General features: G+C 53.4%; 21 protein-coding genes. 8 read left to right on the forward strand and 13 right to left on the reverse strand.

The window, feature by feature from the left end; genetic code table 11:
• Window positions 1-10 precede the first annotated feature (10 nt).
• From IEY39_RS18020 to IEY39_RS18070, 11 genes are all read right to left on the reverse strand, one after another.
• Window positions 11-964 (reverse strand): helix-turn-helix transcriptional regulator, encoded by a 954-nt coding sequence (locus IEY39_RS18020; RefSeq protein WP_188934142.1) that lies wholly within the window; start codon window positions 962-964, stop codon window positions 11-13.
• A gap of 13 nt (window positions 965-977) precedes the next feature.
• Complete coding sequence (gene ispG, locus IEY39_RS18025) at window positions 978-2,975, reverse strand: (E)-4-hydroxy-3-methylbut-2-enyl-diphosphate synthase (protein ID WP_188934143.1); 1,998 nt, start codon at window positions 2,973-2,975, stop codon at window positions 978-980.
• 70 nt (window positions 2,976-3,045) lie between these two features.
• Window positions 3,046-4,764, reverse strand: a complete 1,719-nt coding sequence (locus IEY39_RS18030) for a VWA domain-containing protein (protein ID WP_188934145.1) — start codon at window positions 4,762-4,764, stop codon at window positions 3,046-3,048.
• 30 nt (window positions 4,765-4,794) lie between these two features.
• A complete protein-coding gene (locus tag IEY39_RS18035) occupies window positions 4,795-5,634 on the reverse strand; it encodes a penicillin-binding transpeptidase domain-containing protein (RefSeq protein WP_188934147.1) in 840 nt (279 codons plus the stop codon).
• A gap of 38 nt (window positions 5,635-5,672) precedes the next feature.
• Entirely contained in the window at window positions 5,673-6,641 is a 969-nt protein-coding gene (locus IEY39_RS18040) for a carboxylesterase family protein (protein WP_188934149.1), read from the reverse strand.
• 2 nt (window positions 6,642-6,643) lie between these two features.
• Entirely contained in the window at window positions 6,644-8,227 is a 1,584-nt protein-coding gene (gene treF / locus IEY39_RS18045; protein ID WP_188934151.1) for an alpha,alpha-trehalase TreF, read from the reverse strand.
• 124 nt (window positions 8,228-8,351) lie between these two features.
• Window positions 8,352-9,917, reverse strand: coding sequence for a vanadium-dependent haloperoxidase (locus IEY39_RS18050; protein WP_188934153.1), 1,566 nt, complete (start codon window positions 9,915-9,917; stop codon window positions 8,352-8,354).
• Window positions 9,918-9,919: 2 nt separating this feature from the next.
• Window positions 9,920-10,864: a hypothetical protein gene (locus IEY39_RS18055; RefSeq protein WP_188934155.1), complete on the reverse strand. Its 945-nt coding sequence runs from the start codon at window positions 10,862-10,864 to the stop codon at window positions 9,920-9,922.
• A 24-nt stretch (window positions 10,865-10,888) separates the two neighbouring features.
• Window positions 10,889-11,971 (reverse strand): hypothetical protein, encoded by a 1,083-nt coding sequence (locus IEY39_RS18060; protein WP_188934157.1) that lies wholly within the window; start codon window positions 11,969-11,971, stop codon window positions 10,889-10,891.
• Window positions 11,972-11,976: 5 nt separating this feature from the next.
• Window positions 11,977-12,789, reverse strand: a complete 813-nt coding sequence (locus tag IEY39_RS18065; RefSeq protein WP_188934159.1) for a hypothetical protein — start codon at window positions 12,787-12,789, stop codon at window positions 11,977-11,979.
• Window positions 12,790-12,821: 32 nt separating this feature from the next.
• The gene (locus tag IEY39_RS18070; protein WP_188934161.1) at window positions 12,822-13,394 is read right to left on the reverse strand and encodes a hypothetical protein; all 573 of its coding nucleotides are present in this window, start codon (window positions 13,392-13,394) and stop codon (window positions 12,822-12,824) included.
• Window positions 13,395-13,594: 200 nt separating this feature from the next.
• On the opposite strand from IEY39_RS18070, the gene IEY39_RS18075 reads away from it, so the two are divergent.
• The 4 genes from IEY39_RS18075 to glk all read left to right on the forward strand — a co-directional run bounded on the left by IEY39_RS18075 (window position 13,595) and on the right by glk (window position 19,023).
• Window positions 13,595-13,774 carry a hypothetical protein gene (locus IEY39_RS18075; RefSeq protein ID WP_188934163.1) on the forward strand — a complete coding sequence of 60 codons (180 nt, stop codon included), beginning with the start codon at window positions 13,595-13,597 and terminating at the stop codon, window positions 13,772-13,774.
• Between the two features lie 14 nt (window positions 13,775-13,788).
• Window positions 13,789-14,403, forward strand: coding sequence for a hypothetical protein (locus IEY39_RS18080; RefSeq protein ID WP_188934165.1), 615 nt, complete (start codon window positions 13,789-13,791; stop codon window positions 14,401-14,403).
• 115 nt (window positions 14,404-14,518) lie between these two features.
• Complete coding sequence (locus IEY39_RS18085; protein WP_188934167.1) at window positions 14,519-17,965, forward strand: methylmalonyl-CoA mutase family protein; 3,447 nt, start codon at window positions 14,519-14,521, stop codon at window positions 17,963-17,965.
• Between the two features lie 29 nt (window positions 17,966-17,994).
• Window positions 17,995-19,023: a glucokinase gene (glk, locus tag IEY39_RS18090; protein WP_188934169.1), complete on the forward strand. Its 1,029-nt coding sequence runs from the start codon at window positions 17,995-17,997 to the stop codon at window positions 19,021-19,023.
• Window positions 19,024-19,034: 11 nt separating this feature from the next.
• Here glk and IEY39_RS18095 read toward each other — a convergent pair whose 3' ends face one another.
• Both IEY39_RS18095 and IEY39_RS30085 read right to left on the reverse strand, forming a co-directional pair.
• Window positions 19,035-19,316 (reverse strand): DUF6263 family protein, encoded by a 282-nt coding sequence (locus IEY39_RS18095; protein ID WP_188934171.1) that lies wholly within the window; start codon window positions 19,314-19,316, stop codon window positions 19,035-19,037.
• On the reverse strand, window positions 19,313-19,438 hold the full coding sequence (locus IEY39_RS30085; RefSeq protein WP_262892864.1) for a hypothetical protein: 126 nt from the start codon (window positions 19,436-19,438) through the stop codon (window positions 19,313-19,315). The genes IEY39_RS18095 and IEY39_RS30085 overlap by 4 nt, the downstream gene beginning before the upstream one ends.
• 51 nt (window positions 19,439-19,489) lie before the next feature.
• Between IEY39_RS30085 and IEY39_RS18100 the strand changes: the two genes are divergently transcribed.
• The 4 genes from IEY39_RS18100 to IEY39_RS18115 all read left to right on the forward strand — a co-directional run bounded on the left by IEY39_RS18100 (window position 19,490) and on the right by IEY39_RS18115 (window position 23,559).
• Complete coding sequence (locus tag IEY39_RS18100; RefSeq protein WP_188934173.1) at window positions 19,490-20,083, forward strand: Crp/Fnr family transcriptional regulator; 594 nt, start codon at window positions 19,490-19,492, stop codon at window positions 20,081-20,083.
• A 169-nt stretch (window positions 20,084-20,252) separates the two neighbouring features.
• The gene (locus IEY39_RS18105; protein ID WP_188934175.1) at window positions 20,253-20,513 is read left to right on the forward strand and encodes a hypothetical protein; all 261 of its coding nucleotides are present in this window, start codon (window positions 20,253-20,255) and stop codon (window positions 20,511-20,513) included.
• Window positions 20,498-21,601 (forward strand): relaxase/mobilization nuclease domain-containing protein, encoded by a 1,104-nt coding sequence (locus tag IEY39_RS18110; RefSeq protein ID WP_188934177.1) that lies wholly within the window; start codon window positions 20,498-20,500, stop codon window positions 21,599-21,601. The genes IEY39_RS18105 and IEY39_RS18110 overlap by 16 nt, the downstream gene beginning before the upstream one ends.
• A complete protein-coding gene (locus tag IEY39_RS18115; protein WP_188934179.1) occupies window positions 21,598-23,559 on the forward strand; it encodes a YWFCY domain-containing protein in 1,962 nt (653 codons plus the stop codon). The genes IEY39_RS18110 and IEY39_RS18115 overlap by 4 nt, the downstream gene beginning before the upstream one ends.
• Window positions 23,560-23,635 lie beyond the last annotated feature (76 nt).

Here is a 23,635-nt window from a genome sequence, read left to right on the forward strand (position 1 = left end):
CAACAGTATGTCAGTAGGACCGGTGATGTGCAGAACATTTTTCGGACATCTCCTGCGTGAGGGTCTTTAAGGCCTCGGGTGAATCGACCCTTACCTCGTCGGTGTAAGTGAGCAGCCACCGGGCGAAGTAGCGTAGGTTGGAAACCAGGAATTTCATCCGGACACCGGCCTCGCACTCTTCTTCCGAGACAAAGCCGTTGAGATATTTTTGTTCCGCCAGGTATTTTACTATTCGCTTGTCAAAACTTACCACCGCCTCCTGGAGATCGGATTCCACCATTATCTGTTCGATATATTCCTTTATAGAGGGGTGGGCGGTGGAGTCAAAAGCGCCATCCTCCATGACGACACCCAGCATGCGGCTAAGCCGGAAATCGCGATAGTCATTGCGAAGATGGCACCAGCCGATGAGATGCCAGGCGGAGCCATAATACAGCAGCCCGATGGGTTCCACCCGCCGGCGTGTGACCTCCTCTTTTTGATTTGACCGGTAGTGGATATTGACCAGCTTTTTATTAACAATGGACTGTTGCAGGAGGGAAAGGTATTGCTGGGGGGAATCACTGTCAGGGCGGTAGCGGGCCAGGATCTCGATGTGCTCCGTAAGGCTGTCGACATATTCCTTATCTGACGAGCGGAGCACTGCCTTTATCTTGAACAGGGCCCCCTGGAAGTGTTGCTGTATAGACCCGTCCGTGAATTGTTCGGCCAGTTTAGCCCCCAATAGCAGGGCGCTGGCCTCTTCCTGCGTGAACATGACAGGAGGCAGCCGGTATCCTTCCATAATGGTGTAGCCGGACCCGGCCTCGCCGATGACGGGCACACCGGACTCATCGAGGGCTTTGACGTCGCGGTAGACTGTCCGCAGGCTGATATTGAAGCGATCGGCCATTTCCTGCGCCGTCACTTTCCGCTTGCTCTGCAGGTGCGTGAGTATGGCATGAAGTCTGTCGATGCGGTTCATCGGACAAATGATTTTATGAGATCACGGGTTCGACGGGTTCCACCCAGGCGCCATGTTCTTTCAGCAGCCCGATGAGCTCCTCGACCGCGATAGCGCTATCTACGCCGCGTTTTACAATCTCCTTTCCTTTGTATAGGGTTATCTTGCCCGGTCCGCTGCCAACATATCCGAAATCTGCGTCGGCCATTTCCCCGGGACCGTTGACGATGCAGCCCATAATCGCAATCTTGACACCTTTGAGATGATGCGTCATCGACCTGATCCTGGCCGTCGTCTCCTGCAGATCGAAGAGGGTCCGGCCGCATGAGGGACAAGAGATATACTCGGTCTTTGAGATGCGTGTCCGGGTAGCTTGCAGAATGGAGAAGGAGGTGTTATTCAGGAATTGATGGTTATTTCTGACGGGGAGATAGGTGCGGCCGCTGATGCGCAGATTGACGATCTTTTCCGCATCGTTGATCAGCCATATCCCGTCGCCCATGCCCTCGAGCAGGAGAGCGCCCGCTTCGGCGGAGAATTGTATCAGCTGCTCGTCGATGGAGGTATGGTGGCTCTCCACCGTGAGGATGACGGGACAGCGGACATCGCGGATCATCAACTCCATGATAAAGCGCCGGATGGAAAGCAGCTCTTCGGGGTGCGAAGACCGGCAACAGAGCACCACCGTTGCATCATCGCGCAGCGACTCTGCAAGCGCTATAGCTTCTTCCGTCGCGGCATCCACTGCTACGAAGTTGAGGATGCCAGAGCGGTCACCTGCCGGGTCGTAAGCCGCCCCCTCGAAAAGAGGATAATAGTGCGATTGATCGTCTTGTTCGAGCCAGACGCCGTAATCACAGATCACCTGCAGCGTGCCGGGCAGGTCGAAGTCGATGGTCTTATCCCCGGTGTAGAGGAAGTCGGCAGCGGCGTCGCTGATCTTCCATTTGTCGCTGACAGCATCATAGGTATACCCGATGGCGGTGAGGTCTTCGCGTGTGATGGCTGCGGCATTTGTGAAGTCCGCCACTACGACGGGTACGTGGCTGCTGCCGATGCGCGGCAGGATGCGGGACCACCTGCGCCGGTATTCGAAGGGCGAATACGGGATTTTTTCTACCGGGGGAATCGCTGCCACAGGCTGGGAGCGATGCTGATAACGTTTTACCAGATCGTTGCAGACGGGGATCTCGAATTCCGGGTCTTCCGTCAGTGATACCCGGATGGTGTCGCCGATACCATCTTCGAGCAGGGTGCCAATGCCGATGGCCGATTTGATGCGGCCATCTTCGCCGTCCCCAGCCTCGGTGACCCCCAGGTGGAGGGGGTAGCAGACCCCGAATTCTTCCTGCATCTTGTTGATCAGCAGGCGATAGGCTTGTACCATCACCAGCGGGTTGCTGGATTTCATGCTGAGAATGATGTTGTGATAGGATTCGTGGCGGGCTACGCGCAGGAATTCCATGGCGCTTTCAACCATACCCATCGGGGTGTCGCCATAACGGCTCATGATGCGATCGCTGAGCGAGCCATGATTGGTACCGATGCGCATCGCGGTGCCATATTCCTTACAGATCTTTACCAGGGGAGTAAACCGCTGGCGGATGCGATCTATCTCTTCATCGTATTCGGCATCCGTATATTCGATGAGCTCGAATTTCTTTTTGTCGATATAGTTGCCGGGGTTGATCCGCACTTTTTCCACGATGCGGGCCGCGATCTCGGCGGCATTGGGGGTGAAATGGATGTCGGCCACCAGGGGGGTGGTATAGCCCCTGCGACGCAATTCATTCTTGATATTCAGCAGGTTTTCCGCTTCTTTCTTGCTGGGGGCCGTGATCCTCACCAGTTCCGCACCCGCTTCGATACACCTGATCGATTGTTCCACGGTGGCAAGCGTATCCATGGTGTCGGTGGTGGTCATGGTCTGCACCCTGATCGGATGAAAATTGCCAAGAAGCAGATCGCCGATCTTTACTTCAAGCGTTGGCAGCCTCGACCACCGGGTGAGCGATTGACAATAGAGTTGCATAAGGAGGTAAAGTTACAAAGAATCCGGCCGGCGCCAAAGTGGGGGGCTAAAGCGATGGACCAGGGCAGGCCTACCAGTCCTTGTCGGGTTGGTTAGGTGTTTTCACCTTGCTCTGTTTCATTTTGTTCTGCAGATCGTTCTCTTTCTGTTCGAGCGCTTTCAACAACTGCTCGACTTGTTGTTTGTTGAGGCGGCTGCGCTGGGGTTTTGGCTGCTCTTGCTGTTGTTGTTGCTGTTGATCCTGGTCTTTTTTATCTTCTTTTTTGTTGTTCTGTTCTTTCTTCTGATCCTTTTGCTGTTGTTGCTGTTGTTGTTGCTGCTTCTTCAATTCCATCAGCGCCTTCTCCAGGTTGTCCCGCGCTTCGACATCCGAAGCATCCAGCTTGAGCGCTTTTTTCCAGGCCTCGATGCTTTCCTGCAGCTTCTTTTGTTTGATCATCGCCACCCCTTTGTTGTAATACCCTTTTTCCTGCATCGTCTTATCCTGGCTATAATGGATGGCGGAGTCGTATGATCTTCCCGCTTCGTCGAAATTATTTTTTCTAAACTGAGCGTTGCCTAAATTATAATTAGCAGTGGGGTTGTCGGGCGCCTGCTGAACAGCGGATTGATACTGCTGCACCGACTCATCGATCTGGTGCTTTTTATAATACCGGTTGCCGTTGCGGACTTTGGCATCGCCATTTCCCGACTGTGCGGTGGCAGGCAGAGCGGCCGCTATAACGACCAGCACCAGCAAGGCGCGGGCGGCCAGGGCAGGTGTTCCGGCGGCGGGTTTGCTCCCATTTGCAGGTCTCTTTTCCCGGCGCCGCTCAGACAAAAAGAATTCCATCACCAGCAGGACGAAGGCGGCGCCAAGAAACCATTGGAAATAGCTTATATAGTCGATGAATTCCGCGTCGCTCATCGATTTCTTTTCGGCGCTGTCGATGCGCTCAGTCATCGTGATCAGGGCGTCATCGACATTGTCAAGGCGGATATATTCCCCGTTGGTGGCATCGGACAGTTGTTGCAGCTCGGCTTCGTTGAGCTTGGAGATAACGGTGTTGCCCTGTTCATCCTTTTTCGTTTCGCCCGTGGCCGGGTCGATGATGGTGGAACCATCGGGCGAGCCGATGCCGATGGTGTTGATCATGACGCCGTTTTGCGCCAGCTCCTTTGCTACTTTCAGCGCATCGGGGTCATGGTCTTCGCCGTCGGAGACGAGTACGATCGACTTGTATTTCCGCTCCTTACTGTTGAAGGCAGTGTTGGCCATGTGGAGGGCGTCGGCGATCACCGTACCCTGGGTGGGGACTGCATCCGGGCTGGCGTCCTGGATATACATCCGCGCGGCACCGTGGTCGGTGGTCAGGGGCATCTGCAGGTAGGCGCGGCCGGCAAAAAGGATGAGCCCGAGCCGATCGTTCTCGAGCTTTTCGCTCAACAACAGCAGCAGTTGCTTAGCCTTGTCCAGGCGGCTGGGCTTTATATCCGTGGCCAGCATGCTCTTGCTGACATCCAGCACAAACATCACATCCACCCCTTTCCGCTGGATATTCTGCATGGCGCCGGGCATCTGCGGGTTGGCCGCACCGAGAATGATGATCAAAAAAGCAAGGAAAACCAGCAATACCTTCACCAGGAAACGAAACGGTGAAAAATTCCGGATCAATTGCCTGATCAGCGCAGGGTCACCCATCCGGGTGGCTGTTTTCTTCTTCCATTGCAACAGGAAAAACAGGGCGGCCAGTAATAAGGGCAGAGCCCCCAGTCCAATAAGATAATCGCTATGTTGGAAACGATACACCGGTTTGCAAGATACCCTTTTTATCCTTAATTACTTCTTCCCGTTGAAGAATCCCATGGATCGTAAGATATTTTTAACAACTTGAAGACCAACGGCTGACACATCCATTGGTCCATTGGAAGATTCGAAGTTCAAAACGAAGAAATAAGGATGTTTATTTTCCTCTATCCAGCCAAGCACCCAGCCAAGGACATGGCCGTCCGCATAAGAGACGCGGCCGATCTTATAAGACAGGTTATAATTGGAATTTCCTTCGGTGGACATCATCGCCCTGACGAGCTCGTGCGACCGTTTGAAGAAAGGCAGCTGGTCGAAATACAATTTCTTCACCAGCCCCAGCTGTTCATCCGAAGTGATCTTTAACCGATAGTCTTCCCAGGTGGAATCTGGTCCGTTGAGATCCTTATTTCCATATTGAAGGGAATCGACCCATTTCTTTACGCTGTCTTTCCCGAGACTATCCGCAATCCGGTTGAATACGGCATCATTGGTAAGAGATATTGTCCGGAAGGCTTCTGTCACGGTGACGCCCCGTCGCAGTACCGTCTTCTGTCCGGGATGAGCGAGATCGGCTATGGAAGTGTCGGTGATGATGAGTAAGGCTTTGTCGTCTTTCAACGTCCCTGTTTGAAAAGCGATGAGTGACTGGAGGATATCGAAGGTGGCGCCGGGCGCATAGGCGCTGTCGCGGAAGCGGGGCAGGTTATAGATGGTGAAATGCCCCTGCCCGTTATCATACAGCCCAAAACAGCCTTTTATTCCGGCGCTGTCGAAATAGTTCTTTAAGCTCTCATCGACAGTGACATTGTTTGTCGAGCAGGCAGTGAAAAACACCGGGATCAGTATAATGGCCAAGAGGGATCTGAACATGCAGACAATTTTTTGTAAAGATACTGCCGGCCAGCTGCTTATTGGTATTTTTTAAAGATCAGCCTCGTATTACCATAAAACAGGAATGCTTCTACCTTTCCATGTTTATTCAGTATGAACTGGAGGCTCTCTGGCTTAGTGTCAACGATATAAAACAGGTTGGCAGCTGCCGGCTTCAGCTCGACGGTCTCGTTGTGAGTAGTGGCCTTTAGGGTGTCCCCGGCCAGGAAGAGCTGCACACTATCCCTGTGCTCGTCGGCATACCGACCCACGCACGCTTTCAGGATCACCGGGTCGGCAGTGCCCCTGGTATACCTGAATTTCTTTTGCGCTAACAGCCACTGGTACAGGCTGTCATTTGCGTATGTGACTGTCCAGGAATTGTGATCGGCATCCGGATAAATAGTAAAGCGTGTCGATGGGTTATACTTTCTCAAGGCGTCGACCATTGCCTGACCCCTCGCCAGGGGTACTACGTTATCCTTGGCGCCATGGAAACCCCAGACCGGCATATTTCGCAGTTTCCAGATGTCGGCAGTATCGCCGCCGGCGCAAATCGGCACCACCGCTGCAAATTCTTCCGGATGTTTGATGGCCAGCGTCCAGGAACCGAAACCACCCATGCTTAATCCGGTGAGATAGACCCTGTCGGGGTCAACGCGATATTTTTCTTTGACATCCTGCAGCAGCCAGTACAGCGTATTGGGTTCCCATCCGGTGGCGGGATCAGGTGTCTGTGGCGAAACAATGATAAAAGGGAGCTTCTTCCCTTGCGCTACCAGCATGGGCGGACCATGAACCTTCACCTTTTCCAGATCATGACCGCTCTCTCCGGAGCCATGGAGGAAAAGGATCAGGGGCCACTTGACGGTAGTGTCCTGTGAATATCCATCCGGGAGATATAACAGGTAATTCGTCACCTGTACAAACTTCTCCGGGGTCTGCTGTGAGCGGGCAACAAAAAACCCGATCAAAAAGAGGCATGAAAAGAAGATCTTGCGTATCATATTTATTCCTTTGGAAGATTGTATTGATCGATGAGTTTTAGCAACACCCCGTTGGTCCATCCGAAGCCGTCCTGACCGGGATATTCACCGCCGCCGGCCTCTTTATTGATGTCTGCAACATTATATTTTTCCATCAGCTTTCCTGTCGACTTATACACTTTCTCCACCAGCTTTACCCAGCGGGCGGCAATATCAGCGGCCAGCTCCTTTTGACCGCAGCGGTCGAGTCCCCAGATGGTCATCCATTCCAGCGGCGCCCAGCCATTGGGAGAATCCCATTGTTCACCCGTGTCGAAGGTCGTCGTCACGATGCCGCCGGGCCGCAGAAGCTTGTTGCGGAGCACGATCGCCACTTTTCTGCCCAGGAAGCTCATATAGTCGGGATGTTCATTTATAAAGCAGAAGGGATAAAGACCGGCGGGAGTGATAAGATTGCTTTGTTTGCCGGTGCGGAAGTTGTAATCCGTGTAAAAGGTCTCGGTCTTGTTCCAGCAATATTTATCGAGAAGTTCGCCACGCCGGATCGCCTTACGACGGAAGTCGGCGGCCGAACTGTCCTTGTTCATCAGCTTTGCCTTGGAAATGGCCCATTCCAAATGATAGAGCAGGGCATTGAGATCGGGTGGGATAAGATCGATGGTACGAATAGTGACTAAGTTCTTATTATCGGCAAACCAGCGGCTGCTGAAGTCCATGCCGCTTTCCGCGGCGGCCCGGAGGTCTTCGTACATTTCTACCTTATCACGCCCCGAATGCTGTGCCGTCAGCACATCCTCCCGCCAGCTTTCCTGCCGGGGAACGGTGGCGTCGTCCCAGTAACGGTTGAGGATATCCCCGTCTCTCAGCCTGACGACCCGGCGATAGGCCTGACCGGGTTTTAGTTTGTCGGCGCCATCCATCCAGAAGGCGTATTCTTTTTCCATCGCCGGCAGGAATTCCTGGTAGACGCTGTCTCCCTTGGCTTCGGCCAGCAGTTCGACCATGACGGAGAAGAAGGGTGGCTGCGACCGGCCGAGATAGTAGGTTCTGTTGCCATTGGGGATATGACCGTAATTCCCGATGAGATAGGCGAAGTTCTTTACCATGTTGTCGATCATCTCTATCTCGCCGCTCTCTTTCAGTCCGAGCATGGTGAAATAGGAGTCCCAATAATATACTTCCCGGAAGCGGCCGCCGGGAACGATATAAGGATACGGCAGCGGGAGCAGGGAGCTGCCTTCCACGACTTTATCAGGCGTTCGTTTCAACACCTGCCAAAGATTGCGGATATGGGTGACCACATCTTCGGTGTTGTTGGTCTTGTACGTTTCGGTGGGGTTTGCCGGCAGATCGAAATTGTCGAGGACGAATTTCTTCAGGTCGAAACCCGCCGCTTCTTTTTGCGCTTCATAGTCGGCGACGATGTCGGCAGGTTTTCGTTTCGGGATGCAGTCCACAAAGGTTTTGCCGTCGGGGAATACCCGGTTCATCTGGACATCGACGAATAATTTCCCGTAGATCTTGTCGGGTGGGGTGGTGACGATGGGTTGACCGAGAGAAAGGAGGGAGGTTATTACAAGGAGTAAGACGCCGGCCGATCTTTTCATATATGCTATTATGGTATGTTAAAAATAATGAATCCGGTGGAGAAATAGTCGTGCGCGTGGGGGCAAAAAAAAACACCGCGAAGAATCGCGGCGTTTGATTGCTTTTGCTTTGAACCAAAAATCTTTATTCGGCCCCATCACTTTGGGCGCGTTTGATCGCATACCCGCCTATATTCTGGCCTACCGAAAACCCTGCCGTGCAATCGATGCTATAGTGGATGCCGGCATAGATGCGGGAGTTGGCTGCTTCCTGGGCCATGGCCATATAGGCCGTTGCACGGGACGGAAGGATATGGCCGAGAATGGTGGCGGCTGCGGCGCTGAACATCGAGTGCCCCGAGACGTAGGAAGGGAAGTTGGGTATCCCCGTCAGGGTCTTGATCGTCGGGTCCATTTGAGTAGGCCGCGGGTTGAAATAATAGTATTTGATATCCCAGCAACTGATGGCGGCGTCCATTTCCGCCATATTCAGCAGGGCCAGGTTGCGGGCCCATCGTACTTCGCTATAGTTCTGGTTCACGAAATCTCCGTCCGCGATGGCATTCCAGTGTCCCGGCGGGGTATAGGTTCCGACGCCATCTGCCCAGAACTGTACGATGCGCATCTGGTCGCGGGTTGCATTCTTTATCATGCTATAGGCGGCCTGAGTCTGCGCTTTCATGGAGTCGCTGCCCGTCGAAGGCGGCGGACCCGGGCGAAGGGCGACGATGGTGGCCGAATCGCACAAAAAGCCTTTCACCTTCCCGAATAAAGGCAACATGGGCGGTCTTGCAGGCGTTTCGAGGCTTAGCCAGGGAACCTGGTTCTTTGACTGGGCGGTAGTGACCAGGCTTGCCCAGCCGGCGGGCGTCCCGACTGCCTTACCGGCATTGTCGGCGCGGCCGCGTGCGATGAAAAGCCCGGCTATCTGTCGGCCCAGGGCTTCCCCGGCGGTGACATCGCTGCGCGCTGCGGCCCCTGAAGCGATAAGAGCCGTCTCTTGCTCCTGGAGTTTCTGTTGAATATTCGCCAGCTCATCGGGAAAGAGCAACTTCATCATTTCCGCGCTGACGCCGGCCAGTACAGCCCCTTCGGAAGGATAGGAAGGCAGGTTGTTCTTTCCGGCGAGCGCCTTGATGGTGGAATCCACGAGATAGGGAGCTGGCCGGTTATACAAGGTTTTATAATGCCAGCAGGCGACCAGCGCATCGTATTGTGCGGCGCTGACATAGGCAAGGGCGCGAGCGGCATAAGGGGGATTGGCGAAGGGGAAATAGGGATAAGCGAAGGGGTTGGTACTGCTGGGGATGGGATAGGATCCGTCGGCATTCTGGTAGGGCGGGAGGTTGTACTTCGCCATGAGACCGAGCATGATCTCATTCCAGCGCAGGACGCCACCGGCGCTCCAGTACGCTATCTGGCCCTGCTGATCGCTGGTGAGATGGGCCTGGTAACCTTTTATTTCGTTGAGATCGGCTATGTAAAGGGTGTTGCTGGTTGCCACGGGAGCCGTCACGGCGAAAGTATCGGGCCGAGGCATGAGGATGGGTTTCCAGCTGCCGGCATTGAGGTCTTCGCTGGCGGGCGCGAGGGGCGGCAGATCGGCTGTCCTGTCAGAGACGCTTTTGTTACAGGCGGAGAGACCCAGAAGTGCCGCTAGTGGCGCTATTAGGGTGATAGTCCGTTTTATATCGGTTATAAACAGTTGCATGATCACTTGGATTTGGCTTGGGAATTTTTATGAGCGAAGTCAATGATATAAAAGACGCCGAGATCCCAGGAAGTGGACTGTCCTATGTTGCGTCCGGACAAGGTGTACATGGCGCCGCCGACGATCGAGAGGCCTTTCGGTTTCTTCAATTCGTATTTGAAGTCGGCGCCGGCCATCGTGGAGTTCATCTTGTTGCTGGGGAAGGGCATGTCATTCTTCCGGATATCGAATCCGCCCAAAGTGATCATATCGGAAAAGACGCCTTCGACGATGAGGTATTTGCTGCGATAGCCTGTCCTGACATTCCAGGAGGCCATATCGGGCATAAAGACCTTATTCGTAAGATGCAGGGATGCAGTATAGTAGGAATTCCGATCGATGGTGATATCACTGCGCCCTGTATACGTCCCTGATGCGGTGGCGAAGAAATTGCCCAATTGATAATCGATCAATAGTCTGCCGGAGGCAGTCTTGCTTTGCAATCCGATGGACAGGGGCAGGTAGTCTGCGATGTAGTTGGTCAGGGGGATGGAGCCGCCGCCAAGTAGGAATACTTTCACAACACCCTTGCCGACTTTCTGTTGCAGCGCCTCCCATTTGACCCAGGCAGATAGATCCTGGATGCCATGCTGCCCATGGAGTGTGCCGGCCGTGGAATGGGTCCAGATATAGGGCGCCCCGACGACAATATTCAGTTTTTTGGTGATGCCGTATGTTCCCATCAGCATCACCTGTTGGGTGGATACGGTCCCCAGGTTTTGGTTATTGCGCTTGAAGGTTCCTTCCCAGTAGTGGTCCCAGCTACTGTTCATATAAGTTGCGCCGATGCAGAGATTTTTTTTCGCCATCGTGATGGCATCCTCATCCGTTTGCGCTTTTGCAATCGCCGGGCTCAAAAGAACGAGCAGCGGGATGGCGAAAAGTGCAGCATTTTTGCAATTCATCATAAGAATTTGTATAGCCGTAAGATTTTAGAAACGAATGTTCGCTCCGATGTTGATAACATAATCGGCAAAGGCCGCATCGCCATGGGTATAGACGCCGGTGAGCGCCGTCGTGATCTTGTCCGGGACGCTTTGGGTGCGGTTACGCACCATCGCGATGGGAACAAAAGAATAGACCGACACCTTGGACGAGAGCATGTAGGTGAGGCCGGGTTCGGCGGAAAGGATATACCCGGGTCTTCTAAAGCCGTGGCTGCTGCCGATGAGATCGTGTACGGGCAGGCAGTCATCGCGGAAACCGGCGGAGGCGGTGAGCCGGTTGAATTGCAGGTTGACCCCGGCTCTTATCAGGTATTGGTCGGGCACGCTCATCACACTGCTGGTGTTGGCGATGGATGAGGCGGAAGGGGTTCCGCCATGGGCGTTGGAAACGCCATTCTGGTCGGCGGGATTTGCGAGGTAGAAGAAGTTGCCGTAGACGCCGACATGCTGGGAGAAGTTGTAGAAGGCATTTATCTCCAGGGTGATGCCGGTGCCGCCGTCACCCAATTGGATAGACTGGTCCACTGGGCCGAAATTTTTTGTACTGTCGCTGGTCTTGAACCAATCCTGGACATTGTCGTTGCCGGTGGGCAGCTTGAGCCCCAGGCCGACCTGGATATTGCCCTTGGGCATTTTTACGGGATCGAGTACCCAGCCATAGACGGCAACCCGGACATCGCCTATACCAAAGGCGCCCGTGGTAAACCGGTTGTAGATACCTTTCTCCAGGTAGGTCTGGGATCTGGAGTTGGCCGAGATAGGGAGGTCGAGCATGAGCGACCAGCGGGGATTCAGGATGCGGTAGATGGCTAAATCGTTGGTATATGCGCAGTTGATGACTGCATTGCCCAGCGTCTGGCGCTGTTTCTGTTCGGCCGTGCCGACATAGTGACGGAAGGATTTATAATAGCGGTTGTTGTCGGTGAACTGCCATTTGCTGGCGGTATCCATATGACCCTGGCCGCCGGCGGTGCAGAATCCCCCGGTGCTGCGGATGGCGACGCATCCCTGGGAAAAAACGTGTTGAGCGGAAGCGAGTAAGAATATGGCGATAAATAACTTTCTCATAAGCGTTAAATGGTAAGAGTGATTTTTTCTTTTGTTTGTGATCCGGTGAGCGCCGGGGTTTGTCCCAGGGCCATCCATAAGGCCAGCAGACAGCCATAGCTGCCGCCGCGTTCGATCCATTCGAAGACTTCGTGTTGTGGATAGAAAAGTTCTATTCCCATCTTCCATACAAAGAAGACTAGCACTAACGGGCGCACCGGGCGCACCAGGACTGCCAGGGCCGCCAGCAGCTCGAACATCCCCACGAGATGAGCGGTATGAGCCGGATCGGGGAAACCCAGGCCGGCATATTGCTGGAGCAGACCTTTCTTTTCGATGAGATTGAGCCAGCCATGTCCCGATAGCAGGAAAAAAACAGCCAGGCGAAGGCAAAAGGTGACGAGGCGGAACCTGCGGGCGTCGATGCGGGGATCCGGGCTTAGCCTGGAGCCTAAACCACCCTTTTCCGAAAGCAGGAGCAGGGCCAGGGGTGCACAATAATTGCCGGCCCTTTCGATGATCTCTGCAAAAGGCTCACCGGACAGCGGCCGCAGGGCAGCAGTCAGCAATCCCCAGCCTACCAGCCAGGCTGCTATGGCCCGGATGGGATAGAAGAGCAGGGAAAGGCCCATCAGGATATCGATGATCCCCACCAGTGGCATGAGCCGGTAGGCGAGGTCATGGCCGATGCCAAAGACGGCGAAGTAATTACACCAGATGGGTTTGGTGATGATGCCGAAAGCGCCGTGGCCGATGAAGCACATTGCCGAAGCGATGCGCAGCGTGGAATGTATGGGTTGTGCGGGCTGCTGCAGCCCGTCACCGGAAAAAACCTTCATTGTATGGATTTGATGCTGGAAGAACAGACTTCTCAGGATAAGGCAGGAGCCTGATCCGGCGGCATCTCATCGGTGGGTGAGCAATAGGAGGGAAGATAGGGAAAGGTATAAACCCCGCGCACGGGCTCGAGTGCGGCCAACGCATCGGGAACGGCAACATACATTGCCGTCGGCTGATAATCATTCGAAGTATTCTTGACGGGGGTTGGCGCCTTCTTCCCCTGGCTTTGCTGCCCGAGATCGTTCACCTGCCGGAAGAAATCATTCTTCACTCGTTGCAGTTTTATAGCCGTCTCGTTGGGGATGCAAAGCAGTTCGAGCGAATCCTTGATTATCCGACGTTTGACATACTGGTAGCGAACACCGCCGATGTCTATCTGGCCATCCACCCGTTGAAAGCTGTTGGAAGAACCATCATCATAATAAGAGAGGGAAGTGATGGGGATCTTTACGCTAAAGAGTTGGGATTCATTGTATTCATTCCTGTCGAGGCGGGCTTCCAGGCGGCTGTCGGCCTGTTGTTGCCAGTATTGGGTCAGCAACTGGTAACCGTACCAGTTGAAGAACAGGATTCCCATGAGCAGTATGGCAGCAAAGCGCTTCAAAGCGAGACAAATTACTGATTTTTTGGATACTGCGGGATTTTTTTTCACAATGCAACCCGATCACTTGTTGGATTCGAAACAAACGCGGAACTTTATATGACTTTTCCCTCCACACTACTATCCCTCCAATCAGACGGCACACGCTATACAAAATCGTGTGCGTTCAACCTTTTATTTAATAACAACTAAAAAACTAAAATATGCCAATATACACTTTGACTAATTGGGACGAAGTACTTCCAGCATTCGACCGCGCTTTGGAAGAAGTCAACAAGAGGATCAGGGGATCAAAGGAGGCAACGCTCGAATTCTTGAAAGAAGCGGGCCTCCTGGATGAGACAGATGATGTACAAGAGAAAGAAGACAAAAAAGAAGAATAAATCAGACGAGAGCATTGGCCCTTACTCAACCATATGAAGTCCTGGGGTATCATAGCTGCGATAAGAAGCTCGCACTAGAGGTCCTGACAGGTACCGAAAAACTCAAACCCAGTATAAATCCATGGGATTGGCTGGGGGAAGGCATTTACTTCTGGGAACAGAATCCGGTAAGATCATTAGAGTATGGCGAAGAAAATGCCAGGGGTATTCAGTTCAACAAGAAAAAGATTGAAACCCCTTTTGTTCTTGGCGCCATCATAGAATTAAGAAGGTGTCTTAATTTGCTGGAGTCCGAATCCCTTGCGCTTTTGAAGAAAATGTACCTGGAGATGGAACAGTCTTACAAAGAAGTTGGTAAGCCTCTCCCTGTTAACAAAGACAGTAACAGGCGCCTGGATTGCACCGTATTGAGTTATATGCGGACAGTTGGAAGGGGAAATCCCGACCTCCGCTTCGATACCGTTCGATGCGCGTTTGGAGAGGGTGATCCGATCTACCCTGGAACGGCCATAACAGATCGAAATCATATTCAGATATGTGTACTCAACTATGAATGCATCAAGGGCTATTTTATCCCACATCCCATTGAAAGGTTCAATCCCTATCTGTACACTGCATTCAGGGCATAAGCCCGGCGACCGCGCTATCTTCCTGTCTCTCAATAAAGATTGGGCGTCTCCCCAACAAAACTAACGATCATTAGTTTTTTTGCCTAAATTTGCCTGTCTTCCAAACATTTAGGTCATGAGTTATACCCCGGTTAATAAGGTCCGGCTTGTTACGGCCGCTGCATTGTTCGATGGACATGATGCGGCTATCAATATTATGCGTCGCATCCTGCAAGCAAAGGGTGCGGAGATTATTCACCTGGGGCACAACCGTTCGGTGGCCGAGATCGTGGAGTGCGCCATCGAGGAGGATGTCCAGGGCATCGCCATCACATCCTACCAGGGGGGGCATCTGGAGTTCTTCAAGTATATGAAGGACCTGCTCGACGAGAATGGATGCGGGCACATCCGGCTTTTTGGCGGTGGTGGCGGAACGATACTGCCACAGGAAATAGAGGAGTTGCACCAATATGGCATCACCCGCATTTATTCACCCGACGATGGCCGCCGGATGGGATTGGAAGGGATGATCGAAGATGTTATCAGGCAATGCGACTTCCCGTTGAATGGTGATCCGCGAAATTTCCCCGGGCAAATGAAACTGGGAGAATGGAAGGATATCCGGAAGATCGCAAGGTCGATAACGAATGCGGAGAATGGGGTTGGGCCGACGGAGATCGGCGGGGCGGCGGGCGTGAAGGCCGTGGGCGCAGGGGGGGCAGCGGTAGCCGGGGCACAGGGGGGCCACGTCGCAAGCATCCCCGTGGTTGGGGTCACCGGTACCGGTGGGGCCGGTAAGTCCTCCGTTACCGATGAGCTGGTGCGTCGCTATCTGAACAGCTTTCCCGACAAGACCATCGCCGTCGTTTCCGTAGACCCTTCCAAGAAAAAGACCGGCGGCGCCCTGCTGGGTGACCGTATCCGGATGAACGCCATCTCCAGCCCCCGCGCCTACATGCGTAGCCTGGCTACACGGGACAGCGACAAGGCCCTCAGCGCCCATGTACAGGAGGCTATCGACATCTGTAAGTCGGCCGCCTATGATCTCATTATCCTCGAGTCGGCGGGTGTGGGACAAAGCGACGCATCCATCCTCGACCATTCCGATATAAGCTTATATGTGATGACCCCGGAATATGGCGCTGCATCCCAGCTGGAAAAAATAAATATGCTGGATTATGCCGACCTGGTGGTGTTGAACAAATTCGACAAGGCAGGGGCATTGGATGCCCTCCATGATATTCGCAAGCAATACAAACGCAATCACCAACTCTGGACGGCCAAAGATGGCGAGCTGCCTGTCGTCGGCACGATAGCCGCGCAATTCAATGATGCTGGAGTGAATGAGCTGTTCGAAAAGCTGATGTTCGCCATCGAGACAAAGACGGGGGTTCGTTATGGCGAACTGACGATGCACCCCCACACCCAGGATACGACCACCCGGTCGCAGATACTGCCGGCGTCGCGGGTACGCTATATGGCCGAGATAACCGGCGCCATCCGGGAATATAACCGGCGGACGGAAGAGCAGGCGGATATCGCCTCCCGGCTTTATAGGCTCAGCGGCGTTCTTGACGAGCTGCCGGCGGCCTTTCCGGGGCGCGACGAGCTATTGGCCCAAAAGACCAAATACGAGCAGCAGCTCTTTCCCCTCTGCAAAAAGCTGATCGAAGAATGGCCGGCACTGACGGCGCGTTACCGGCAGGACAGCTTCGACTATGACGTCAGGGGTAAGGTGATCAGCCAGCCACTGTTCACCGAATCCCTCTCCGGTACTGCTATCCCACGTATCGCCGTTCCACGGCTGCGGGACTGGGGAGATATCCTGCGCTGGCGGCTCCAGGAAAATTTCCCGGGTAAATATCCCTACACTGCCGGGGTCTTCCCCCTCAAACGCGCCGAAGAGGACCCGACGCGGATGTTTGCCGGCGAGGGCGGCCCCGAACGCACCAACAAACGCTTTCATTATGTTTCTGCCGGTCAGCCCGCCAAACGGCTGAGTACGGCCTTCGACTCGGTGACGTTATATGGCGAAGACCCCGACTATCGTCCCGACATCTATGGGAAGATCGGCAATGCCGGCGTGAGCATCGCCACCGTCGACGACGCCAAAAAACTCTATAGCGGATTCGATCTTTGCGATCCGAAGACTTCGGTGAGTATGACTATTAACGGTCCTGCGCCGATTCTGCTCGCCTTCTTTATGAATGCCGCTATCGACCAGCAATGCGAGAAATGGCTGGCGGCGAATGGGCGTGGTGCGGCGGGCGCATCGGGCATCGGCGACATCGAAGCAGTGGCGGAGGTCTTTACCCGAAAATACCCCGATGGCAACCGCCCTGTGTATCGCAACCCGTTAAGCCCCGAGGGGCTGCCCGAAGGCAATGACGGGCTGGGGCTTGGCTTACTCGGGCTCAGCGGCGACGAAGTGGTGCCGGCGGAGGTCTATCAACAGCTGCGGGCGTCCGCACTTTCGCAGGTGAGGGGTACCGTACAGGCCGATATCCTCAAAGAAGATCAGGCCCAGAACACCTGCATCTTCAGCACGGAGTTCGCCCTGCGGCTGATGGGGGATGTACAGGCCTGGTTCATCAGTCACCAGGTGCGCAACTTCTACAGCGTATCCATCAGCGGCTATCACATCGCCGAAGCCGGCGCCAACCCCATCACCCAATTGGCCTTTACCCTCTCCAACGGGTTTACGTATGTGGAGTACTATCTGAGTCGCGGCATGGCAATCGACGACTTCGCGCCCAATCTTTCCTTTTTCTTCAGCAACGGCATGGACCCGGAATATAGCGTCATCGGCCGCGTAGCCCGCCGCATCTGGGCCAAGGCCATCAAGCATGTGTATAAAGGCAATGGCCGGTCGCAAAAGTTGAAATATCATATACAGACCAGCGGCCGCAGCCTCCATGCCCAGGAGATAGACTTCAACGATATCCGTACCACGCTGCAGGCGCTGTATGCCATCTATGATAACTGCAACTCTCTTCATACCAACGCCTATGATGAAGCGATCACCACGCCGACGGAAGAGAGTGTCCGCCGTGCGATGGCCATTCAGCTGATCATCAACCGGGAATTGGGCAGTGCACGAACCGAAAACTACCTCCAGGGCAGCTTTGCCGTGGAAGAGCTGACCGACCTGGTTGAAGAAGCAGTGCTCAGTGAGTTCGACCGCATCAACGAACGCGGGGGTGTGCTAGGCGCTATGGAGCGGATGTACCAGCGCAATAAGATACAGGAGGAAAGCCTGCATTATGAAAGTCTCAAGCACAGCGGCGAGCTGCCTATCGTGGGTGTCAACACCTTCCTGGACAGAAAAGGTTCCCCAACGGTGTTGCCCGGAGAGGTGATCCGCAGCACGGCCGAAGAGAAGGACCAGCAGATAGGTAATCTGCAAGCCTTTCGGCAACGCAATACGGCCCGGAAGCCGGAGATGCTTCGCCGGCTGAAGGAAGTGGCCGTTACCAATGGCAACCTCTTCGGGGAATTGATGGAGACGGTGAAGTATTGCACTCTTGGGGAAATAACCAACGCTTTATATGAAGTTGGCGGACAATACCGGCGTAACATGTAACTTTGGGCACAACGCTCAAACCTACTTGCATGTCATTAAAGGTACCCATCGCTTTTAAAAAAGGACTAAAGAAAGATCAAGAACCGGTAACGCTTCTCGCTGCCGACATCGGGGGCACCAAGACCAATATCGCCCGCTGCGTGGCCTCCTGGGAAGGGGTCAGCATCGTCGAACAGAAAAGATATGTCTCCAGGGATTACCCGACTCTCACCGAGATTATCCATGATTTCCACAAGGGAAAGCTGCCAGAGCGGGTTTGCGCCGCGGTGGCGGGTCCCGTCGTGAACGGCAGGAGCAAGCTCACCAACCTGTCCTGGGATCTTGACAGCGCTGCTATAAGCCGGGAGTTAGGCATCCCCGTTCATTTTATAAACGACCTGGAAGCGACAGCATATGGCATGGCCGGTCTTGGCAGCGACGAACTGGCCACCCTTGCCACGGGTGACCCGGAGGCGAAAGGCAATATCGCCATCATCGCTCCCGGTACGGGCCTGGGTGAGGCCGGGCTGTTCTGGGATGGGGAGCGGTATCATCCATTTGCAACCGAAGGCGGGCATGCCGACTTTGCGCCCCGCACTCCAAAAGATGTGGAGCTCTTCTATGCGCTGCAACAGCAATTCGGTCATGTCAGCTGGGAGCGGCTCGTCTCCGGGATGGGCATCAAGAACATCTTTCATTGCCTGGTGTCGAAACATCGCGATCCCCTACCCGAATGGTTATCCGAACGGCTGAAGGACGAAGACCCTGCCGCCGTCATCAGCGAAGCGGCCCTCAGACACGACGATCTCATCTGTGCAGAGACCATGGACCTGTTTGTCCGCTATCTCGCTACCGAAGCTTCCTGTCTCGTGTTGAAGCTGATGGCTACCGGTGGCCTCTTCCTCGCCGGCGGCATCCCGCCCAAGATCCTTCCGCTTTTGCAGACAGAACACTGGACAAAAAATTTCGACAACAATGGCCGGATGCACGATCTGTCGGACAAGATCCCGGTGCATGTGGTGTTGAATGATAAGATGGCGTTGCAGGGAGCTGCGTATTATGCGGCATATAATATGTGAGAAGGGACGACTTACTGATGCCGCTCCATTTTCACCTGGCTCCTCATCGTCAGCGGAATGTCCCTACCTATGACTTGAAGGGTGCCCTCAACGGTCACATTTACTGTAGCGCTGAGCAGCATCCCGGTCTTCGAATCGACCTGGTATTCTCCTTTCTGCTCCCCCTTCAGGCCGGTCGTGACATTATAGGTCATAAATTGAGTGGCACTGTCGCTGGTGATAATTCCTTCGGATTCGATGAAGGCTGTTTGGTCGTGAATATCCGTGAGGGTAAAGGAATTGACGATTTTCAAAGCTGTTCCATATCCTTGTTGATCAGTTCGTCGCCGACGGTTTGGTTCCATCGCTGCTGCACGACATTGCTCTGATAGGCATTGGCAGAGCCGGATTGGGCCATATATTGATTGCGTACCATGCGCAAACGCTGCAGCGGATGGACCTATCTTCCCCGCCAAACCGTTACCTTATGGAACCCGTATTTCATCTCCTCGACTCCCTGTCACCCCTGGAAGAAGGCCTCCGCGATTATCTGGAGGCCTCGCTACACCCTACCCATCATGAAATAGGAGAACCCCTTGTCAAAGAAGGTACAGTGGCCCGATCCCTGGGATTCATCGAAAAAGGTCTCATCAGGGGCTTCCGGACCAACTACAAGGGTCACGAATTTACCTCCTGGTTCATGAAAGAGGGAGATGTCTATGCCTCCGTGAGAAGCTTTTTCAGGCAACAACCCGCTACAGAAACGGTCCAATGCCTTGAGCCCACCACTATTCTCAGTATCTCTTTCCAGCAATACCAGTCCGCACTAAAAAAATGGTCTTCCTTCCACCGGCATCGCGCCGACCTGCTGGAAAAGTACTACCTGCAAAGCGACGAACGGGAAGAGATGCGTCAGGATGAGTCGTATAACCGCTTTTGCTTCCTCATGAAACACTACCCCGAACTGGAATCCCGGGTACAAGATCAGTACCTGGCCAGCTTTCTCAACCTCACACCCACTTATTACAGCAACGTCAAGAGCAAGTACTTCAAAAACAACCCACGTCCCGGTAGCCGTTGAGCTAACACTAACAAATATTCGCTAACACTTACGAAATCGTATTTTTTTCGACTGATGCCTGCCGTAATTTGGTCATTGTAACGATTGACCAAAGAGGGGTGTTATGGGCTATAAGCGATTTAAAAGGATATTATCTGTTTACCTGGATCAGAGTGAGTACGAAAAACTCATGGAGAATTATAAGGCTACGATTTACAAGTCGAAAGCTTCCTATCTCAGAAAACTGGTTTTAGGCCAACCTGTCGCCGTCATCTACCGCAATCGTTCGCTGGATGACTTTATCGAAACGGCTGTTAAATTAAGAAAAGACCTCAAGATCCTTTTGGGCAAGGAGACATTCACAACGATAGAAAAGGAAGAGCTGAAGCGGAAAATGACCATTATTGAAGAAAATCTTATCAAAATTGTGACCCCATGCAACCACAAATAAAACCCAATAATGGAATTTATTTTTCCCTTCATTACAACGAGCAAAAAATAGACGAAGGCAAGGCTGAAAGGATCGGAGCGGAGAACTTCTTAAAAGATCATGACCAGCTGACCGAGGAGGAAATCCTCGACCGATTTCGCCAACGATCGTCCTTCAACGAACGGTTGCATGACTACGGCGTACATTTCTCATTGAATTTCGGCAAGGAGGAAAAGCTTGACAATAAAAGATTGGTCGAGGTGGCCAATCGTTATATGACGGGTATGGGGTTTGAGGATCAACCTTATGTTGTCTACCGGCACCTGGACGCCGGCCACACTCATGTCCATATCGTGGCTACCACGGTGCGGGCCGACGGACGCTTGAAAAAGCTTGAGCCTAAGGACTATCATGCATCCCACCGGCTGTGCAGAGAATTGGAAAGGGAATTCTCTCTTGAAAAAAATCTAAAAGCGACGGCGGAAGACCAGCTTAGATTCGCGGTAGACCACGCGCAAAAGATAACCTATGGTGAGCAGGGTTTGACACACGCCATCAGCGATGTCCTCAATACGGTGGTTGACCACTATAATTATACCTCCCTCGACGAATTCAACGCTATCCTGAAACAATATAACGTAACAGCCAATCCCGGCCTGGAGGATTCGCGGTTGCGCAAGCTCGGCGGCCTTCTCTATCATGCTCTCGATGAGAACGGCAACCGGATAGGCAAACCTATCAAAGCCAGCGCCTTCTTACTCAAACCCACGATCAAAAAGTTGGAAAAAAAATTCGCCGAGAACTTGCGCAACCGCGAAGCTCCGCGTGAACGTCTTCATACGGCAATCGAATGGGCCGTTGCAGGGGAGACGCCGGATTGGGCGAGATTCAAAGAAAACCTGGAGCGGGAGGGGATCGACGTCGTAACAGCGAAGAGAGCCGACGGGGAAGAACGGGTTTTCTTCGTCGATCATGTTGGTAAATATGCGTTTGGAGGCGAAAGCCTCGGGGCAGGCTATGACCTTGCCGCGCTCCGAAAGCGACTGGCTCCCGAACAACAGCTTGAAGAACAACAATCACAAGAACATCAAATAAACCTTCACTTATGAACAACAATGCAAACACCCTGAACGCAAACAAAATATCCGGGTATTTAATAACAACAAGCGTCTCCATCTTATTACTGCATTATTATGCACTTTGCTATTGGGCATTCCGCAGCGACGCGGGACCATTCACCGCAGTATTGGACAGATTCCAGGAGGTGTTTCAGAAGCTCACCAGCGACGAGTGGATAACCAAAATTTTTGTTTTTGTACTAGTGGCGGTTCCCTCCTTCCTTCCCGGCCGCCCTGCCGAACGGAAGGTTGGCGTTAAATGGCCAATGATCCTTCTTGCCATCGGACTGTTGCTCTTTTTCAGCACCTATTGGTTGACCCCCATCAATGGGGACCCCTCGCTTGCCAAACATTATATCGCTGTTACCTCGATCGGCTACCTGCTCATCGTCGGCACGGTGAGCAGACTCGGGGCGGCCATGAGCTATGCTTTTCACTGGAAAAATTTCCACCCGGACAGCGCCGGCTTCAAACAGGAAGAACAGCTGATCACCACCCCGTATTCGCTCAATTTCCGGGCAACCTATGGATATAATGGCCGCAAGCGAAAAAGCTATGTCAATATCGTCAACCCCCGGCGCGGAGTCCTCATCATGGGTTCGCCGGGCTCGGGTAAGTCCTGGTTCCTCATCGAACCGATGATAGAACAGCTGGCCTCGAAAGGCATGGCCCTGCTAGTGTATGACTACAAATACCCGGCGCTGACCAGGCACACTTATAATAGTTTCTTACGCCATGGGGACCGGTATCCGCCAAACGCCCGCCTTTATTGCATCAATTTTACCGATCTGGCCCGGACTCACCGCTGCAACATCATCGACCCGGCCACATTGATCCATAAGAACGATGCCCTGGGTATTAGCAGGACCATCCTGCTTAGCATGAACCGTGCCTGGTTGCACAAACAGGGCGAGTTCTTCGTGGAATCACCGATCAATTTCCTCGCCGCCCTCATCTGGTTCCTCAAGATATATAAAGATGGAGCCTACTGCACCCTTCCGCACGTCATCGAACTGTCCAAAGCCCCCTATGACGAACTGTTTACCATCCTCAATGCCGAGCCCGAGACCCGGGGCCTCATCGGTCCCTTTAAAGAGGCTTATCTGAACAAAACCATGGAAATGCTGGACGGTCAGATAGCTTCGGCCAGGATACCCCTGGCAAGGCTGGACTCACCGGACATTTACTATGTTCTCAGCGGCAACGATCTCAAACTCGACATCAATGATCCCAATGCCCCGGCCATCCTCTGCCTTGGAGGAGACCCGGCAAGACAGGACGCGCTGGCGCCGATACTTTCTTTAATTGTCGACAGGCTTAACAGAAGGATCAACCAACCCGACCGGTACCCCACCGCCCAGGTACTGGATGAGTTTGCCACGGTAAGAGCGACCAGCGTACTGCAAACCATCGCCACAGGCCGTTCGAACAATATCGTTCCCATCCTCGCCGTACAAGACCTTAGCCAGCTGACCCTACAGTACTCCCGGGATGAAGCCTACCAGATCATGAATACCAGTGGCAATCTCATTTGTGGACAGGTGACGGGAGAAACAGCCGACTGGGTGGGCAAAAGGTTCCATACCAATGTTCACCTAAAAACTACCATTACGGTGAATAGCACGGATACTTCGGTTGGTAAGACCACACAGACGGAAGATGCTATTACGCCGGCTGACCTGGCTCATCTGTCTTCCGGTGAATTCGTGGGCATCATCGCCGACGACCCCGACGTAAAACTCGAATTGAAAGGTTTTCATGCCGCCTTTACAAAAGAAGTTGCTGATCGTGGGCAAGAGAAGCCTTTTCCTGTCATCGGACCCGTGGATGCAAAGGTGCTTCGGGATAACTTCGAGCGTATAGGAATGGAAGTCGCTACCATCATAAAAGAGGAGGTGAAGCGGATCAACGGTGACCCGCAATTGAGACGTTATGTCGTCAAGAGATGAAGGAGGTAATACCGAAAATGCGGTACGGGGGCGGTGGCCTGCAAGAGACCTTGCAAAGGTATACGCTCTGGTACGT

It is taken from the genome of Puia dinghuensis (genome assembly GCF_014642875.1).
Taxonomy (GTDB): domain Bacteria; phylum Bacteroidota; class Bacteroidia; order Chitinophagales; family Chitinophagaceae; genus Puia; species Puia dinghuensis.